This is a genomic window from Microbacterium karelineae (assembly GCF_009745985.1).
GTDB lineage: Bacteria > Actinomycetota > Actinomycetes > Actinomycetales > Microbacteriaceae > Microbacterium > Microbacterium karelineae.
Map to the genome: position 1 here is coordinate 217,701 of NZ_WFIX01000177.1, position 13,243 is coordinate 230,943.

Sequence of the window (13,243 nt, forward strand, 5' to 3'; positions counted from 1 at the left end):
GCGGTGCCTTTCCAGCGCCGTCCCGGTTCCAGCGGGGCGGCGCTACTTCGTGTCTGGTGTCAGATGGAGTGGTCGACGGGACACCCCGGGCAGTCACACCCGGAGTCGTCGGAGGGCTCGGCGTCATCGGCGAGGCCGAACCACACGCGAACGGTGCGCGACGTCGCGACCGCGGCCGCGAGGAAGATCAGAGCCAGCAGCGCAACGCCGTTGACGATCCCGGTCGCGGCGACGATGCCGAGACAGAAACCCGCCGAGAGGACGAGCACGTAGCGAATGAGGCGCATGCGGGTAGCTCCTACGATGTGAGGCATGGACTGGGTGCTGCTGTTGACCGCGATCGCCGCTCTCGCGACGCCCGTCGGCGTGTGGGGAATCGTCCTGCAGTACGGGTCACGGAGGCGCGACACGGAGTTACGCGACATCGTGTGGATGCGGCGGCGGACAGACGACGGCTTCGTGTTCTGGCACGAAGGGTCCGCGATTGCGCGCGATGTGCAGGCCGTCGTGACCGTCGACGGGCAGGTCTCGACAGTTCGAGTGGACCGAGTGCCGGCAGGCGAAGAGGTGTTCGTCGCGAGCTCGGGGCACGCGGAGAACGTCCGCCGTGCCGAGGATGCGGTGACGGAGTACCGCGAAGAGGAAGAATCGCGACTTCGACGAGCCGAAGAACGACGCGAGGAACAGGCCAATCGGTACGGCGGCATCCTGCAGGGATTCGACCCGACCGCGCTTGAACTCCCCAACATCCCGCCGATGGGGTTCAGTGACGACATCCACACGGTCATCACCTGGCGCTATCCGTCGAAGGCCGCGGGTGAGCAGCGGTTCGAGTGGACCGAACGCTACTGAGCTCGCCAAGCGCGTTCACTCGTCGCACCAGGAGCACCTGGCTGATCGCGTGAAGGACGCTGTTCACGGCGAGGATGCCCAGGAGCACGAGGATCTCGACAGTCATGCTCACATCCCCCACCACTGGTAGTTGCCGGTGCTCGTCACGCCGTTCAGATCAATGAGCGGCCCGAGCCAAGGCACCACAAGCACCGCGAACAGAGCGACGATCAGGCCGACGAGAACGACGCCAGCGACGATGAGGAGCACGATCCCGCCGATGATGGAGAGCGCGCCTCGGGTGTGCGTGCTCATGCGCTTGCCTCCGCGCACTCATCGAGCCAGGCGAGGACGTCGGCTCGCATGTACCGGATGAGATTCGATCCGGGGAGACGTCGCGGGACGGGGCCGCGGCGAGGCTTCGACGCGCGCCAACGCTCGAGCGTGGTCGGCGTGACGTCGAGGATCTCGGCGAGAGTCTTCGGAGACATCACCATCGGCATGTCCTCGAACCCGGCGAGCGCCTCGTGCGCCGGCGTGTCCTGCGACGCGGCGTTGTTCAGCGGCGCCACGGCCGCGAGCTGCGCACTCATGTTGCTTTCCGTTGCGGATCGCTCACGGCCGCGACGCCGGCGACGACCCACTCGAGGGGCACGTCCAGGGCCGCACAGATGCTGTTGAGCTCGGCGATGGAGAACTTCTCGGGCTTGCCGTACAGGCGGGTACGCAGTGTCTTGTAGGCGAAGCCAGACTTCTCAGCGAGCCACGCGACGGAACGGTCCTGGCCTTCCCTCGCCTGCTCGATGCGCCTGGCCATCTGTGCCGCCTCGTCGACGGCGCTCTCTGGGTTGGTCATGCGACAACTCTAGATGGTCACTTGACCAATCACAAGCACCCAAGTTGGCCAATTGCCCCTACTCAGTTGGTCAAACGGTGTATATGATGGGGCGCATGACCCAGGAAGACGAGCGACTGCAAGCTGCCGTTGTCGATCAGATCAACGCAGAACTCGGCGCCTCCGGCCTCACGATGAAGGCTTTCGCCTCAAAGATGGGACGCCCGTACGACTCGACGCGCAACTATCTACGCAAGGAACGAGCGCTGCCGTTCGGCATCTTCTTCGAGATGAGCTCCGCACTCGACGTTGCACCCGACGAGATCATTCGGCGAGCGCGCCAACGAATGTAGCCACGAGCTCCTCGAGAGACATCCCGTTTGCTCGCGCGTAGGCGCTGGCCTCAGCGACCGTCATCTGGTCCATGCTCTCCCCTGCTTCCTCGAACTTATGTTCGATCTTCACGCTACCCGGAGGGTCCGGGTAGCTGAGGTCACGATCGCGTCACGGAGGCGATCTACTCATATAGGCCCGCCCGGACCGCTCTCGCGGACCAGATCCCACCAACTGCTCTACGGCAAGTCGTTCACGTGTCCCCTACCTACAAGGGGTCACCAGGACGCAACGGTCCGAACAAACTGGCCCGATACACGACACTCCGGGCGTGTCGGCCGAAGCGACAGGAAGGACGCACAATGGCTCGCGCATGGATCAGCGACCGCTGGGTGAAGGACTCCCGCGTCGAGATGTCTGACGGCACGACGACGAAGATCAGCCCCTCGAGCGCACAGCTCCGGTCGATGAAGACGCTCCCCGAGCACTTCCGGACGGCGAAGTTCGGTCAGGGCTCGCGCTGGGTGGCCGGTTGGTACGAGCCCGACGGGACCCAGCGCCAACGACTGTTCGCACGCCGATCGGACGCCGAATCGTTCATCGCCGGCATCGAGGACGACATCCGATCCGACCGCTACATCGACCCCTCCGCACGCGAGCGCACCTATCGCGACGTCGCCGAGGCGTGGCTCGCGTCGAAGAACCGCATCAAGGGGTCGAGCTACTACCGCTACCGGCGCGAGCTCGACATGTACGTGCTCCCCCAGTGGGGTGACCGCGCTATCGGCACGATCACGCGCGCGGACGTCGACTCATGGATCACTCAGCTGCGTGCTGGCACGGCGGTGCACGTGTTCGACACGAAGGGGCACCTCAAGAAGCCACGGAAGCCGAAGCCGATGAGCCCTGCCTATCTGCGACACGTGGCAGGCGCGACGTTCGGCGGCCCGCTCCGCTTCGCCGTGAACGAGCAGTGGATCGGACGCAACCCTCTGCAGAACGTTGAGTTCCCGCGCGTCACCGGCGACATCGAGGCCGACCTCCCCGCGCTCACCTACGCGACGATCGAGCAGCTCGCCGACATGGCATCCGAGCTGACCGGCAACGCCTCAGACCGCGCGCTCGTGCAGACCCTGGCGTACTCCGGCCCCCGGATCGGCGAAGCGACCGCGTTGAAGATCAAGGACCTCGATCTCGATGGGAAGCGGGCGCGCATTCACCGCACCTGGACCACCGATCGCAACGGCAAGCGGACGCTCGGTCCCGTGAAGACGTGGGAGAAGCGCTGGCTCCCGCTGCCGGCATTCGTCGTCGACAGCCTGCGACAGATCATCGACGGCCGCGACAGCGAGGACTTCGTCTTCCGCAGCATCCAAGGCATGGCCGTCACCGGCGACGCGTGGCGCAACCGCGTCTGGACGCCCGCCTGCACCGCCGCAGGCCTCGCTGCGCCGCTCGCCGTGCATGATCTCCGGCACGTCGCTGCGTCCAACGCGATCGCGTCGGGCGCGGACGTGAAGCTCGTGCAGCGGATGCTCGGCCACAAGGACGCCACCGAGACGCTCAACACCTACGCGCACCTGTGGCCCGACCGCGTCGACGAGGTCGTCACAGCCATCGAGAAGGACCGCGACGAGGCACTCGCGAAGCTCCACGCCCTGGCCTCATGACGGGCGGACCTGCGATGCAATGTGAGACGAATGTGAGACGGTGGCCGTGTGAGACGCCTGTGGAAACGAAAAAGCCCCTCGACTTCCGCGTGATTCCGCGGGAGTCGAGGGGCTGACGGTGCCGGCTGCGGGGCTCGAACCCACGACCCCCTGTTTACAAGACAGGTGCTCTACCAACTGAGCTAAGCCGGCGTGGCCCCGAGGGGCCGGGATCCACCCTACTCGGAGTCGTCTTCTGCGTCGGGCTCGGTGCTCGGGTCGGTGCCGCCGTAGTACTGCTCGCTCTGCACGGTGAGCAGGAACTGGCTGAACTCGGCGGCGTTGTCGAGGGCGCCCTCGTACGGCAGACCGTCGACGAGCACCATGGCGTCGGAGGTGAGCTGCACGCCGTCCGTTCCCTCGAGGTCGCCATCGAGGAGCTGGGCCGTCGCGTCGCTCACCCACGGCGCGAAGGTGCGGTTCTCGATGCAGTCCGACACGCCCTCCGCGCCCGCGTCAGCCGCCTTCTCGGCGAGCTCGGCGTCGGTGAATCCGTCGCTCGCCTCCGCGGGCTGGTTCGTGAGCAGCTCGGAGTTGACGTCGCGGAACGCCTCGGGAGACTCGGTGACGACACAGAGCACGGCTCCCGCGGCGCGCGTCGAATACTGCGTCCCGTTCGATTCGCCGGACAGCAGCGAGACCGGGTGGTACGCGAGCGTCACGACGCCGTCGGCGACGAGCTCGTACATCGAGGGCGCGAGCGAGGTCTCGATCGTCCCCGCCTCGGGCGACATGTAGTCGACGTACACGTCGATCGCGATCGGATCCTCCGCCAGCTCCGGCCGTTCGTCCTCCGGCATCAGCGAGATCACGTCGATCGCGCCGTCCGTGAGGTTCTCCGGGACGACGACCTCGCGCGCGAGCTCGGGCTCGACGGAGCGCCAGACCCACCAGCCGGCGGCCACGACGGCCGCGACGATGACGATCGTGATCGCGGCGCGGCGCGCGTACTTGCGCCGGGCGATCCGCGCCTTGACGCTCTTGGCCTTCGCCCGCACCGCATCGCGGCGCGCGCTGTCGGCCTCGGTCGTCGACGGGTCGTCGTTCGTCATCGGCTGCGCCTCCTCGTGTCCGTCGGGTGCGGACTGCAACCCGCCGATCATAGTGAGGCGCGCTGAGAAAGGGCCAGACATCGCGCGATCGCGGGGCGGATCCGCCGGCTGCGACACAGGTGTCGCCGACACGATCCGTCGAGTCGTGACATACTGTGCGTGCGCCCAATGGTGGGCGTGCGGCGAGCGAGAGCCCGTCGCTCATTCACAACGGATCGTCCGGCACGTACCTGCCGGTGAAGGAGAAAAGTCATGGCCACTGTGACATACGATGCCGCCAGCCGCGTCTACCCCGGCGGTGAGCGCCCGGCAGTCGACAAGCTCGACCTCGAGATCGGCGACGGAGAGTTCCTCGTCCTCGTCGGCCCCTCCGGCTGCGGAAAGTCCACCTCGCTGCGCATGCTCGCTGGCCTCGAAGAGGTCAACGACGGCCGCATCCTCATCGGCGACCGCGACGTCACGGACGTCCCGCCGAAGGACCGCGACATCGCGATGGTGTTCCAGAACTACGCGCTGTACCCGCACATGACGGTGGCCGACAACATGGGCTTCGCCCTCAAGATCGCCGGCATCAACAAGGACGACCGCCGCAAGCGCGTCGAAGAGGCCGCCAAGCTCCTCGACCTGGTGCCCTACCTCGACCGCAAGCCGAAGGCCCTCTCGGGCGGTCAGCGTCAGCGCGTCGCCATGGGCCGCGCGATCGTGCGCGAGCCGCAGGTGTTCCTCATGGACGAGCCGCTGTCGAACCTCGACGCCAAGCTCCGCGTGCAGACGCGTACGCAGATCGCATCGCTGCAGCGCCGCCTCGGCGTCACGACCGTCTACGTGACGCACGACCAGACCGAGGCCCTCACCATGGGCGACCGCATCGCGGTCCTCAAGGACGGCCTCCTGCAGCAGGTCGGCACGCCGCGCGACCTCTACGAGAAGCCCCAGAACAACTTCGTCGCCGGCTTCATCGGCTCGCCCGCCATGAACCTCTTCCCCGCCGAGATCGTCGAGGGCGGCGTGCAGGTCGGCACGCGCGTCGTGGGCATCGAGCGCCGCGCCATCGACCGCGCGCACGGCAGCCGCGTCACCGTGGGCATCCGCCCCGAGGACTTCCGTGTCGTCCCCGACAGCGAGGGCGGCATCCAGGTGAAGGTCGACCTCGTCGAGGAGCTCGGCGCCGACGGCTACCTCTACGGCAGCACCGAGATCGACGGCGAGAGCGTCGAGTTCGTCACGCGCGTCGACGGCCGCGATCACCCGATGGCCGGTGAGGTCGTGACCCTCGCGCCGACGCCCGACCACATCCACGCGTTCGACGCCGAGACCGGCGAGCGCCTCATCGAGAAGGCGATCGTCTCCGGCGCCTGATCCGAGACGCGAAGAAGGCGCCCCGTCCTCCGGACGGGGCGCCTTCTCTTTTGCGCCTGCTACTCCGAGATCTGCGCGCGGAGGGTCGACACCTGGTAGAGCGCGACGCTCGCCGCGATGCCCGCGTTGAGGGACTCGGCCTGCTGCGAGATCGGGATCGACACGATCTGGTCGCACGTCTCGGTGACGAGCCGCGACAGGCCGTCGCCCTCGCTGCCGATCACGATGACGAGGGGTCGGTCGGCCAGCTCGACATCCGGCATCGACACGTCGCCGCCTCCGTCGAGGCCCAGCACGAACACGCCCTGCTTCTTCAGATCCTTCAGCACGTTCGTGAGGTTCGGCGCCATGGCGACGGGGATCCGCGCCGCGGCGCCCGCACTGGTCTTCCAGGCGGCCGAGTTCACGCCCGCCGAGCGACGCTGCGGGATGATGAGGCCCTGCCCGCCGAACGCCGCCGTCGATCGGATGATCGCGCCGAGGTTCCGCGGATCCGTCACGCCGTCGAGCGCGACGAGGAGCGGGGTCTCCCCCCGCGAGATGACCTGCTCGAGGAGGTCCTGCGGGTGCGCGTACTCGTACGGCGGCACCTTGAGCGCGACACCCTGATGCACACCGTCGAAGCCCGCCATGCGGTCGAGCTCGGGGCGCGTGACCTCGAGGATCGGCAGCTCCCGCTTGTGCGCGATCGCCAGCATCTCCTTCACGCGATCGTCCATCTCGACGCGCTGGGCGATATAAAGCGTCGTGGCGGGGATCCGCGTGCGCAGCGCCTCGAGGACGCTGTTGCGCCCCGTGACGTACTCGTTGTCGTCGTTCGGGCGCCGACGGGGCGTCGACGATCGCTGCTGCGGCCGCTTCGCGGCCGAGCGCTCGGCGAGCTGCTTGCGCTTGTGCGCCTTGTGATAGACGCGATCCTCCGCCTTCGGCGTGGGCCCGCGGCCGGTGAGGGACTTCTTTCCCTTGCCGCCCGAGCCCTTGGTCGCGCCCTTCTTGCCCTTGCTCGCGCCGGGCCGTCCTGGCTTAGCCATCGATGCTCCAAACCGTTCCATCGGGTGTGTCTTCGAGTGCGACGCCGGCGTCCGCGAAGAGATCGCGAATCCGGTCGGCGGCCGCCCAGTCCTTCTCGGCGCGTGCGTCAGCGCGCTGCGCGATGAGGGTGTCCACGATCGTCTGGAGCGCCCCGTCTGCCGCGGAGCGCCCCGCGGGGTCGCCCGCGAACACGTCGAGACCGAGAACGCCCATCATGCCCGACACGCCTGAGAGGGCGCGGTACGCACCGGTCTCATCACCGGCGTCCAGTGCGGCGTTCCCCGCGCGGACCGTCTCGTGCAATACGGCGAGCGCCTGCGGCACCCCCAGGTCGTCGTCCATCGCGCGTTCGAACGCCGCGGGCATTCTGTTCGGCGCATTCACGGCGTCATCCGCGTCCTGCCACGAGATCGACACGGAATCGTCGTCGCGCGACGTCAGAAAGTACTCCTCCACGCGTTCCGGGAATCCCGCGGTCACGCGCGCCGCCCGCTCGCGGAAGCCGTCGATGCGGTCGAGCGCCGATTGCGCCTCGTCGAAGGCGCGGTCGGAGACGTCGAGGTTCGACCGGTAGTGGGCCGCGGCGAGCGCGTAGCGGACGACGCGCGGCGCGCGGCGCGCGAGAACGTCGTGCGCGAGCGTGACGTTGCCGATCGACTTCGACATCTTCTGCCCGTCGACCGTGACGAGTCCGTTATGCACCCAGTACCGGGCGTAGGCGTCGCCAGCCGCCGTCGACTGGGCGAGCTCGTTCTCGTGGTGCGGGAAGCGCAGATCGAGCCCGCCGCCGTGGATGTCGAACGCGTCGCCGAGATAACGACGCGACATGGCGGAGCACTCGATGTGCCAGCCTGGTCGTCCGGCTCCCCACGGCGACCGCCAGACGGCACTCTCGGGCTCGTCGGCCTTCGCCGCCTTCCAGAGCGCGAAGTCATGTGGGTCGCGCTTGCCGCGCGGATCCGCCGAATCGTCACCCTCCATGGCATCGAGTGACTGCCTTGTGAGGGACCCGTACTCGGCCCAGGAGCGCACGTCGAAGTAGACGTCGCCGCCGGAGGCATAGGCGTGCCCGCGTTCGATGAGGCGCTGGATCAGCTCCTGCATCTGCGCGATCGACGCCGTCGCACGCGGCTCGTACGTAGGTGGTAGATTGCCGACCGCGTCGTAGGCCGCCGTGAACTCGCGCTCCATGCGGTAGGCCAGCGCCCACCACGGCTCGTCGGCTGAGGCGTTCTGCAGGACCTTGTCGTCGATGTCGGTGACGTTGCGCACGAAGGTGACGCGGCCGAACCGATGGGCGAGCCAGCGGCGCAGGAGATCGAAGGCGAGCGCCCCGCGCAGGTGCCCGATGTGCGGGCCGGACTGCACCGTCGGCCCGCAGACGTACATCGTGACGTTCTGCTCGTCGAGCGGGACGAAGTCGCGAAGCGCCTGCGCGCGGGTGTCGTACAGCCTCAGGGTCACGGATCCAGCCTATCCGCGTCCCACGCTCACGCGGGGAGGACGACGGCGACGGCGAACGCCTGCACGCCCTCGGCGCGACCGGGGAAGCCCAGCCCGTCGGTGGTCGTCGCCGACACCGACACCGCCGCGCCGCCGAGCGCCGCCGACAGCGCCGACTCCGCCTCGACGCGTCGCGGCGCGAACTTCGGGCGCTGCGCCTGCACCTGCACCGACACGTTGCCGATCAGCCAGCCCGCATCGGAGAGGATCCGTGCCGTCTCGGCGAGGAACGCGTCGGCATGGGCGCCCGCGAACTCGGGCCGGTCGGTGCCGAAGTGCGTGCCGATGTCGCCGAGGCCCGCGGCGTTCAGGAGCGCGTCGACGATCGCGTGCGCGACGGCATCGCCGTCCGAATGGCCGGAGAGCGCGGGCTCCCCGGTCCATTCGAGGCCGGCGAGCCACAGCGATCCGTCGCCGCCGAAGGCGTGCACGTCCGTGCCGACGCCTACGCGCGGGGCGCCGCGGACGATGCCCGCTGGGCGCACGGGCGCGATCGGCGCCTCCGCGACGATCCGTCGCGCCTGCGCGAGGTCGGCGGGCGTCGTGATCTTGAACCCGAGGGCCGAGCCCTCGGTCCGCAGGATGTCGTGCCCCGCCTCGGCGACGAGCGCCGCGTCGTCGGTGAACTCGCGCGTGGCCCTCTCGTACGCGGCGACGAGGACGTCCCGACGGAACCCCTGCGGCGTCTGGGCCGCCGCGAGCTCCGCCCGCTCGACGACCCCGATGATCGCGTCGCCGTCGACGCGTTTGATCGTGTCGATCACGTCGAGCGCCGGGATCACGCCGTGGCCTGTCTCGCGCACGACTCCGACGACGCGGTCGATGACATCGGCGGGCGTGAGGGCGCGCGCCGCGTCATGGACGAGCACGACGTCGACATCGGCCCAGACGCGGCCGAGCCCCGCCGCGACCGACTCCTGCCGCGTCCGCCCGCCTTCGACGACCGTCACGAGGTCGCGGCGGTCGCCCGCCTGTTCGTGGGCCTCAGCGAGGGCCTCCCCCACGCGGCCCGCGGGTGCGACGACGACGACCTGCGCCGGGGCGGCGCCGAACACGCCCCGCAGGCAGTGGCGGAGGATCGTGTGGTCGTCGATGCCGACGAATGCCTTCGGGCTCCCCGCGCCGAGGCGCATGCCGCTGCCCGCGGCGACGACGATGATCGCGGTGTCGATTCGCGTGGTGGTCACGCTGATAAAACTAACCGCCCCGCACCCTGTTTCGGGTGAAACAGCACTGGGTGCGGGGGCGGTCGGAATGCTTCGCCTGAGCTCAGGTGCTCGCGAGCGCCTCATCGAGGATCCGCGCGGCCTCTTCCTCGCTGACCTTCTTCGCGAGCGCCAGCTCGGACTCGAGGACCTGGCGTGCCTTCGCGAGCATGCGCTTCTCGCCCGCGGACAGTCCGCGGTCCTGATCACGACGCCACAGGTCGCGCACGACCTCACTGACCTTGATCACATCGCCCGAGGCGAGCTTCTCGAGGTTCGCCTTGTAGCGGCGGGACCAGTTCGTCGGCTCTTCCGTGAACGGTGCCTTCAGCACTTCGAGGACCTCGTTGAGGCCGCCCTCGTCGATGACGTCGCGGACGCCGACCAGATCGACGTTGTCGGCAGGAACCTCGATCACCAGGTCTCCCTGCGTGACGCTGAGCTTGAGGTAGGTCTTCTCCTCACCCTTGATGACTCGTGTCTTGACTTCGGTGATGGTTGCGGCCCCGTGATGGGGGTAAACGACAGTCTCGCCAACCTCAAAAAGCATATGGATTACGTCCTTCCCAGCCTTACCGAGTTTACCACAGCGTTTTATGCGCTAGGATCCCGCCCCAGTCCCAGCCGACCGCTCTGCTCCCGCCTGTACGCGCGCGCGAGGGAGCACCCGGACGCACCGGATAGGATGGATCCCAGCCCGCAGCATGCGCGGCGTCCGCACCACCTGGAGGATCCGTGAAATCGCGCACCATCGCGTCCCTCGCCGCCACCGGCATCGTGCTTCTCACCGCCACCGGCTGCGGCGCGATGACGGTCCAGGCCACGACGTTCGAGTACACGGCCTCCGATGGCGTCAACCTCCCCGCGAGCGACGGTCCCGGCCTCGAGGTGCGCAACGCCCTCGTCGTGGCCGACCACGACGGCGCCGACGGCAACTTCATCGCCGTGCTGATCAACGAGACCGACGCCGAGCAGACCCTCGCGCTCGACTGGGAGACCGGCGACGCGACGATCGCGGTCCCCGCCGGCGAGACGCTGAGCCTCGGCGCCGGCGCCGAACCCGAGCTGCTCGCGGGCCTCGACACGATCCCCGGCTCGACCCTCAGCATGTACCTGCAGGCGGGCGAGGCGCAGGGCGTCGAGATCGAGGTCCCCGTCCTGAACAACTGCCTGACCGAGTACGCCGCCCTCGCCCCGAACGACTCCTCGGCCGACGCCGAGCACTGCGAGCACTACGAGTACTCCGGAGGAGAGGACGGCGAGTCCGAAGGCCACTGAGCCCCACCTCCCCGACGCGGAAGTCCCCCGGCGCCTCTCGGCGACCGGGGGACTTCCGCGTCGGGGCCGGGGATCGGCCCTCGAAGCCTGTCAGCCCTCGAAGCGATACCCGAGCCCGCGCACGGTGACGAGCATGCGCGGCTTCGACGGCGTCTCCTCGATGCGCGAGCGAATCCGCTTGATGTGCACGTCGAGCGTCTTCGTGTCGCCGAAGTAGTCGGATCCCCACACGCGATCGATGAGCTGGCCGCGCGTGAGCACGCGCCCCGTGTTGCGCATGAGCAGCTCGAGCAGCTCGAACTCCTTCAGCGGCATGTTGATCTGCTCGCCGTCGACAGCGACCGTGTGCCGGTCGATGTCGAGCGTGACACGCCCGCCCTCGAGCACGTGCTCATCGAGGTCCTCGTCGGCCGTGGCCGAGCGCCGCAGCACCGCCCGCATGCGCGCCAGCAGCTCGCGCGAGGAGTACGGCTTCGTGACATAGTCGTCGGCGCCCAGCTCGAGCCCCACGACGATGTCCACCTCGCTGTCCTTCGCGGTCAGCATCACGATCGGCACCTGCGACCCCGTGCGCACCTGGCGGCACACCTCGGTCCCGGGGATCCCCGGGAGCATGAGGTCGAGCAGGATGACGTCGGCGCCGTGCTCGCGGAACAGACGCAGCGCCTTCTCGCCGTCGTCGGCGATCTCGACCTCGTATCCCTCCCGCTGCAGCAGGTACGCGAGCGGATCCGCGAGATCGGGTTCGTCTTCCACGAGCAGGACACGCGTCATGCGTTCTCTTCCTTCCTCAGCACGGCTCGCTTCGCCGCGCGCTTCTTCTGCTTCTTCGTGTGTATCGCACCCGTCGGTGGATCCGCGACGGGAAGGCGGATCGTGAACGTCGACCCCTGGCCTTCGCGCGACCACAGTCGCACCTCGCCGCCATGTCGCTGGATCGCGTGCTTCACGATCGACAGGCCGAGGCCCGTCCCTCCCGTGTGTCTCGAGCGCGCCTGGTCCGCGCGGTAGAACCGCTCGAAGATGCGGTTCTGATCCTGTTCGGCGATGCCGATCCCCTGGTCCGTCACGGCGATCTCGACGGCGCCGTCGACCTCGCGCACGCCCACGCCGACGTGGGATCCCTTCGGGGAGTATGCGATCGCGTTGGACACGAGGTTGCCGACGGCCTCGACCAGAACGCGCGCATCGCCGTGCACATAGCAGCCGCGATCGCCGCCCGTGATGAGCTCGACCTCCGCGCCCGTCGCCGTCACCTGGTGCGCGTCGACGGCCGACTGCACGACCTCGTCGACCGCGACGTCGCCGACGTCGATGAGCTCGTCGGCCGCCTGCAGTCGCGAGAGGTTCATGATGCGCCCCGTGAGCTGCCCGAGGCGGTCCGCCTCGGCGGACATCCGCTCGGAGAAGCGGCGGACCTGATCGGGATCGTCCGCGGCCATCTCGAGCGCCTCAGCCAGCAGGGCGATCGCGCCGACCGGGGTCTTCAGCTCGTGGCTCGTGTTCTGGATGAAGTCCTGCCGCATCTGCTGCAGGCGCTCCTGTTCGGAGATGTCGCGCACGAAGACGAGGATGAACCCTCGTCCGATCTGCGCGGAGCGCGCGATCACAAGGCGCGCCTCGCGCGAGACGCGGCCCGCGCGGATCCGCATCGTGCGGGATTCGGAGAGCCCCGCGTGTCGCGCCTCCTTCATGAGCTCGCGCAGCTCGTCCTGCTCGAGCCGCTCCCCCGGCGCCGCGCCGAGCCACGTCGACGACGGCGACGTGGCGACGACGGTGCCCGACGAGTCGGTGACGATCGCGGCGTCGTCCAGAACGTCGAGGATCGCGGTCACCGCGTCGGGCACGCGGGGATGGGCCGCCTGCTCGGCGCGGGTGCGGGCGCGTATCGCGGCGACGATCACGACCGTCACCCCGACTCCGATGAGCACCCCCACGAGAAGGGCGAGCAGGGCTGCGGGCATGACTACAGGGTAAAGTCATCCCACGCTCGCGTGTGCACCGCTCCCACAGCAGGACGGGGGTGAGCGTGCGAGTGTTCACGAGGGTTCCACCAGCCGTTAACCTTCGCTCGACACAATCGCCGCCGCCGTGCGCGACGCTGGG

Annotated in this window: 16 protein-coding genes and 1 tRNA gene; 5 read left to right on the top strand and 12 right to left on the bottom strand. The window is 68.6% G+C overall.

Features of this window, described 5'->3' with window-relative positions:
- Nucleotides 1-59 precede the first annotated feature (59 nt).
- Nucleotides 60-287, bottom strand: a complete 228-nt coding sequence (locus tag GB932_RS07265) for a hypothetical protein (RefSeq protein ID WP_156760017.1) — start codon at nt 285-287, stop codon at nt 60-62.
- Nucleotides 288-312: 25 nt separating this feature from the next.
- Here GB932_RS07265 and GB932_RS07270 point away from each other — a divergent pair, with 25 nt between their 5' ends.
- Nucleotides 313-852 (top strand): hypothetical protein, encoded by a 540-nt coding sequence (locus GB932_RS07270; RefSeq protein ID WP_156760018.1) that lies wholly within the window; start codon nt 313-315, stop codon nt 850-852.
- A gap of 108 nt (nt 853-960) precedes the next feature.
- On the opposite strand, the gene GB932_RS07275 is transcribed toward GB932_RS07270, so the two are convergent.
- The 3 genes from GB932_RS07275 to GB932_RS07285 are packed head-to-tail and all read right to left on the bottom strand — an operon-like array spanning nt 961 to nt 1,687.
- The gene (locus GB932_RS07275; RefSeq protein ID WP_156760019.1) at nt 961-1,146 is read right to left on the bottom strand and encodes a hypothetical protein; all 186 of its coding nucleotides are present in this window, start codon (nt 1,144-1,146) and stop codon (nt 961-963) included.
- A complete protein-coding gene (locus tag GB932_RS07280) occupies nt 1,143-1,424 on the bottom strand; it encodes a helix-turn-helix transcriptional regulator (RefSeq protein WP_156760020.1) in 282 nt (93 codons plus the stop codon). Before GB932_RS07280 ends, GB932_RS07275 begins: the two co-directional genes overlap by 4 nt.
- The gene (locus tag GB932_RS07285; protein ID WP_156760021.1) at nt 1,421-1,687 is read right to left on the bottom strand and encodes a helix-turn-helix domain-containing protein; all 267 of its coding nucleotides are present in this window, start codon (nt 1,685-1,687) and stop codon (nt 1,421-1,423) included. Before GB932_RS07285 ends, GB932_RS07280 begins: the two co-directional genes overlap by 4 nt.
- Before the next feature lie 95 nt (nt 1,688-1,782).
- Here GB932_RS07285 and GB932_RS07290 point away from each other — a divergent pair, with 95 nt between their 5' ends.
- Together GB932_RS07290 and GB932_RS07295 are read left to right on the top strand one after the other, a co-directional pair.
- The gene (locus GB932_RS07290) at nt 1,783-2,019 is read left to right on the top strand and encodes a hypothetical protein (protein ID WP_156760022.1); all 237 of its coding nucleotides are present in this window, start codon (nt 1,783-1,785) and stop codon (nt 2,017-2,019) included.
- Nucleotides 2,020-2,361: 342 nt separating this feature from the next.
- Complete coding sequence (locus GB932_RS07295; RefSeq protein WP_156760023.1) at nt 2,362-3,669, top strand: tyrosine-type recombinase/integrase; 1,308 nt, start codon at nt 2,362-2,364, stop codon at nt 3,667-3,669.
- Between the two features lie 119 nt (nt 3,670-3,788).
- Here GB932_RS07295 and GB932_RS07300 read toward each other — a convergent pair.
- Together GB932_RS07300 and GB932_RS07305 are read right to left on the bottom strand one after the other, a co-directional pair.
- Nucleotides 3,789-3,861 (bottom strand) — tRNA-Thr (locus tag GB932_RS07300).
- A 26-nt stretch (nt 3,862-3,887) separates the two neighbouring features.
- Complete coding sequence (locus tag GB932_RS07305) at nt 3,888-4,799, bottom strand: DsbA family protein (protein ID WP_197517368.1); 912 nt, start codon at nt 4,797-4,799, stop codon at nt 3,888-3,890.
- 213 nt (nt 4,800-5,012) lie between these two features.
- On the opposite strand from GB932_RS07305, the gene GB932_RS07310 reads away from it, so the two are divergent.
- Nucleotides 5,013-6,119: an ABC transporter ATP-binding protein gene (locus GB932_RS07310; protein WP_156760025.1), complete on the top strand. Its 1,107-nt coding sequence runs from the start codon at nt 5,013-5,015 to the stop codon at nt 6,117-6,119.
- A 59-nt stretch (nt 6,120-6,178) separates the two neighbouring features.
- Here the strand turns inward: GB932_RS07310 and rlmB are convergent, their stop codons facing one another.
- The 4 genes from rlmB to GB932_RS07330 form a co-directional block, all read right to left on the bottom strand.
- Complete coding sequence (gene rlmB, locus GB932_RS07315; RefSeq protein ID WP_156760026.1) at nt 6,179-7,150, bottom strand: 23S rRNA (guanosine(2251)-2'-O)-methyltransferase RlmB; 972 nt, start codon at nt 7,148-7,150, stop codon at nt 6,179-6,181.
- Nucleotides 7,143-8,615 (bottom strand): cysteine--tRNA ligase, encoded by a 1,473-nt coding sequence (gene cysS / locus GB932_RS07320; protein ID WP_156760027.1) that lies wholly within the window; start codon nt 8,613-8,615, stop codon nt 7,143-7,145. The genes rlmB and cysS overlap by 8 nt, the downstream gene beginning before the upstream one ends.
- 26 nt (nt 8,616-8,641) lie before the next feature.
- Nucleotides 8,642-9,841 carry a 2-C-methyl-D-erythritol 4-phosphate cytidylyltransferase gene (gene ispD, locus GB932_RS07325; protein WP_438616703.1) on the bottom strand — a complete coding sequence of 400 codons (1,200 nt, stop codon included), beginning with the start codon at nt 9,839-9,841 and terminating at the stop codon, nt 8,642-8,644.
- 82 nt (nt 9,842-9,923) lie between these two features.
- A complete protein-coding gene (locus GB932_RS07330) occupies nt 9,924-10,409 on the bottom strand; it encodes a CarD family transcriptional regulator (RefSeq protein WP_156760029.1) in 486 nt (161 codons plus the stop codon).
- Between the two features lie 185 nt (nt 10,410-10,594).
- Here GB932_RS07330 and GB932_RS07335 point away from each other — a divergent pair, with 185 nt between their 5' ends.
- Nucleotides 10,595-11,137, top strand: a complete 543-nt coding sequence (locus GB932_RS07335) for a DNA modification methylase (RefSeq protein ID WP_197517369.1) — start codon at nt 10,595-10,597, stop codon at nt 11,135-11,137.
- 90 nt (nt 11,138-11,227) lie between these two features.
- Here the strand turns inward: GB932_RS07335 and GB932_RS07340 are convergent, their stop codons facing one another.
- Together GB932_RS07340 and GB932_RS07345 are read right to left on the bottom strand one after the other, a co-directional pair.
- A complete protein-coding gene (locus tag GB932_RS07340) occupies nt 11,228-11,911 on the bottom strand; it encodes a response regulator (RefSeq protein WP_156760030.1) in 684 nt (227 codons plus the stop codon).
- The gene (locus tag GB932_RS07345; RefSeq protein WP_156760031.1) at nt 11,908-13,101 is read right to left on the bottom strand and encodes a sensor histidine kinase; all 1,194 of its coding nucleotides are present in this window, start codon (nt 13,099-13,101) and stop codon (nt 11,908-11,910) included. The genes GB932_RS07340 and GB932_RS07345 overlap by 4 nt, the downstream gene beginning before the upstream one ends.
- Nucleotides 13,102-13,243: the final 142 nt, after the last annotated feature.

What these genes read in the sequence shown, in the direction of transcription:
- GB932_RS07330 (WP_156760029.1), bottom strand. Translation starts at nt 10,409, where the DNA reads ATGCTTTTTGAGGTTGGCGAGACTGTCGTTTACCCCCATCACGGGGCC.
- GB932_RS07310 (WP_156760025.1), top strand. Translation starts at nt 5,013, where the DNA reads ATGGCCACTGTGACATACGATGCCGCCAGCCGCGTCTACCCCGGCGGT.
- rlmB (WP_156760026.1), bottom strand. Translation starts at nt 7,150, where the DNA reads ATGGCTAAGCCAGGACGGCCCGGCGCGAGCAAGGGCAAGAAGGGCGCG.
- GB932_RS07285 (WP_156760021.1), bottom strand. Translation starts at nt 1,687, where the DNA reads ATGACCAACCCAGAGAGCGCCGTCGACGAGGCGGCACAGATGGCCAGG.
- GB932_RS07345 (WP_156760031.1), bottom strand. Translation starts at nt 13,101, where the DNA reads ATGCCCGCAGCCCTGCTCGCCCTTCTCGTGGGGGTGCTCATCGGAGTC.
- GB932_RS07290 (WP_156760022.1), top strand. Translation starts at nt 1,783, where the DNA reads ATGACCCAGGAAGACGAGCGACTGCAAGCTGCCGTTGTCGATCAGATC.
- GB932_RS07295 (WP_156760023.1), top strand. Translation starts at nt 2,362, where the DNA reads ATGGCTCGCGCATGGATCAGCGACCGCTGGGTGAAGGACTCCCGCGTC.
- GB932_RS07270 (WP_156760018.1), top strand. Translation starts at nt 313, where the DNA reads ATGGACTGGGTGCTGCTGTTGACCGCGATCGCCGCTCTCGCGACGCCC.
- GB932_RS07280 (WP_156760020.1), bottom strand. Translation starts at nt 1,424, where the DNA reads ATGAGTGCGCAGCTCGCGGCCGTGGCGCCGCTGAACAACGCCGCGTCG.
- GB932_RS07265 (WP_156760017.1), bottom strand. Translation starts at nt 287, where the DNA reads ATGCGCCTCATTCGCTACGTGCTCGTCCTCTCGGCGGGTTTCTGTCTC.
- GB932_RS07340 (WP_156760030.1), bottom strand. Translation starts at nt 11,911, where the DNA reads ATGACGCGTGTCCTGCTCGTGGAAGACGAACCCGATCTCGCGGATCCG.
- GB932_RS07275 (WP_156760019.1), bottom strand. Translation starts at nt 1,146, where the DNA reads ATGAGCACGCACACCCGAGGCGCGCTCTCCATCATCGGCGGGATCGTG.